Here is a 2,080-nt window from a genome sequence, read left to right on the forward strand (position 1 = left end):
CAATCCTTATCTGGCAAGAGATTTAATTGATTAGTTCGCTCCAGATCGCAAACAATTGACAAAAATTGCGGCAATGTCTGTCTCTATAAAGGTTTCATTCTTTATAACCCCGTCCATTGCATAAGACAAACCGAAGAACCAAGAATAATAATATCTACGTCAATACAGGGTAAGCGCATCTTAACAATTCTTGACAAAATCAACTTTATGTGATTTGCTTACCCAGAGAGCGATTCAGGCATATTTGAGGAGAATTGGCCATCTCAATTGTTAAGCAAAAATCGACCAAATGTGAATATTTCGTAACTATTCTGATTGACTGGTATCACTTGAAATGCCCACACAGCAAGCGGTTCACAAAATTGGCTAATTGTCAATAGCGTTTGAGATGCTCTCACCCTGGGGGCAAAACCTTTACCCATGAGCTATTTCCTCGTTAATTTTCATGAACAACAGTGAGACTAAGGCTTAATTATAAATTATACAGAGGTAGCAGCGGCTAAGTCTGGGTACTGGCGGTGCGGGACGGTGCTATGGCGATTTCACTACCCTATTCAGAAATCTTTGTCAAGTACAATTTATACCAAATTAGATGAGCTTACCCTGATAATTTATCTATCTCTTTATACTAAACTAATGTGTATTAAGCCAGTGGCTTGCTTGTTCTACAAATACTGTGGCGTATTCTCAGGCAATTTGTGTTTGTTCCCTAGTTATTTCAATAACTTGATCATAATCTCCTAATTGTCGTAAATCATAGGTAATTCTTAACGCTTTTGATAGTTCTAATGGTAATTCCCCTGTTTGAATAAAATGTTGAGAAAATTGCTGTCGTACCCCTCGATGACTACGAGTATTGATATTTTTAACTATTAACAGAGCTTGGACTGTACAATAAATGGCATAATAGCAACGAGAAATACAAGCACGATAATAATTTTTTTCAAGTAATAGGGTGGCCGCTTCTAATTCTTCATTAGCTTGATTGATATAGGACGAAATTTGGTTTTGGTTCACAGGACAATCCCTTCTCGGCGAATATTGTCCATTAATGGGGTTTGTCGATGTACAAAGTCTTCATCGGCGATGGGAATCAAAGAAATGAAGGTATTATATTTAAGGTCTAGTTGAGTAGCGATGTCTGCCATCCGAATCACTTCATCTCCAGGGGAAATGGGGCCTTTTAATACGACCATAATATCAATATCTGAGTCCTCATTGGCGTTACCCCTCGCTTGTGAACCAAAAAGGATGAGTTTTACTAACCGGTTTCCATAAAACTTTGCTAATTCTTGGCGAAATTCTTGTAGTATAGGCATTAGGGTTTGTAATTGAGCCATTGTTTTATTACCTAGAAATTATTGTATTTGGCAAAAAAATGTATTATGGTGGCCTGTGCTGATCGTAGCACTTCTAATTGATTTATGAGCATCACCGCCACCAGCGACTAACATCCCTAATACTTTGATACACTTCTCTTAAGGCAACCTCCCCCCCCAAATGAAGGATTAAAGGCGCTAAGTTGGAAATAGTTTCAAGGACATTAGAACGAGTGAGACTCCCCAAAGCCTGAAGGGTTGGGAACATCTCATTTTGGATTTTGGATTGGGGGATTGTCTGTGTGAACCAGTTTCAGGAGAAAACTTCCCATCTGTAGAAGGCGATTGGCGAAAATGGGATGCTCTCATCGCCTTTGAGGTTTTAATAGGTTTGAGGTTGAAAATTATCGGGAATATCTAATTCAAATACTTGGTCATGAATCCGAGCCACATAAAACCCTTCTTGCAGAATTTTTTCCCGTAATTCGTTCGATAAGTCAACCGATGCTAGTATGCCATAGAGTTTTTTTTCTTTGTGTTCAGGGAAAAAGCTGCGAAACCGTTGCAAAATACTTTTTAATTGTGTAATGGATTCCTCTCTAGCATGACTTTTAACCTCGACGATATAGGCAGTATTTAGCTCACCATTGGTATAGGCAAGAACATCAATTTCTAGGTGTTTTCCATCTTTACTGACTCGCACACTGGGACTGATAACTTCCATACCAAAGCGTTGTCTGAGAATCGTTTCCATTGAGGGA

2 protein-coding genes and 1 pseudogene are annotated in these 2,080 nt (G+C 38.8%); all 3 read right to left on the reverse strand.

Features of this window, described 5'->3' with window-relative positions:
• Positions 1 to 687 precede the first annotated feature (687 nt).
• A complete protein-coding gene (locus tag O9332_RS11615) occupies positions 688 to 1,017 on the reverse strand; it encodes a HEPN domain-containing protein (RefSeq protein ID WP_002762465.1) in 330 nt (109 codons plus the stop codon).
• A complete protein-coding gene (locus tag O9332_RS11620) occupies positions 1,014 to 1,340 on the reverse strand; it encodes a nucleotidyltransferase domain-containing protein (protein ID WP_002762463.1) in 327 nt (108 codons plus the stop codon). Before O9332_RS11620 ends, O9332_RS11615 begins: the two co-directional genes overlap by 4 nt.
• Positions 1,341 to 1,701: 361 nt before the next feature.
• Positions 1,702 to 2,080: pseudogene (locus O9332_RS11625) on the reverse strand (DUF3782 domain-containing protein); the annotation flags it as partial.

This window comes from Microcystis sp. LE19-10.1B (genome assembly GCF_027530565.1).
In the GTDB taxonomy this organism is placed as follows: domain Bacteria; phylum Cyanobacteriota; class Cyanobacteriia; order Cyanobacteriales; family Microcystaceae; genus Microcystis; species Microcystis aeruginosa.

What these genes read in the sequence shown, in the direction of transcription:
- O9332_RS11620 (WP_002762463.1), bottom strand. Translation starts at nt 1,340, where the DNA reads ATGGCTCAATTACAAACCCTAATGCCTATACTACAAGAATTTCGCCAA.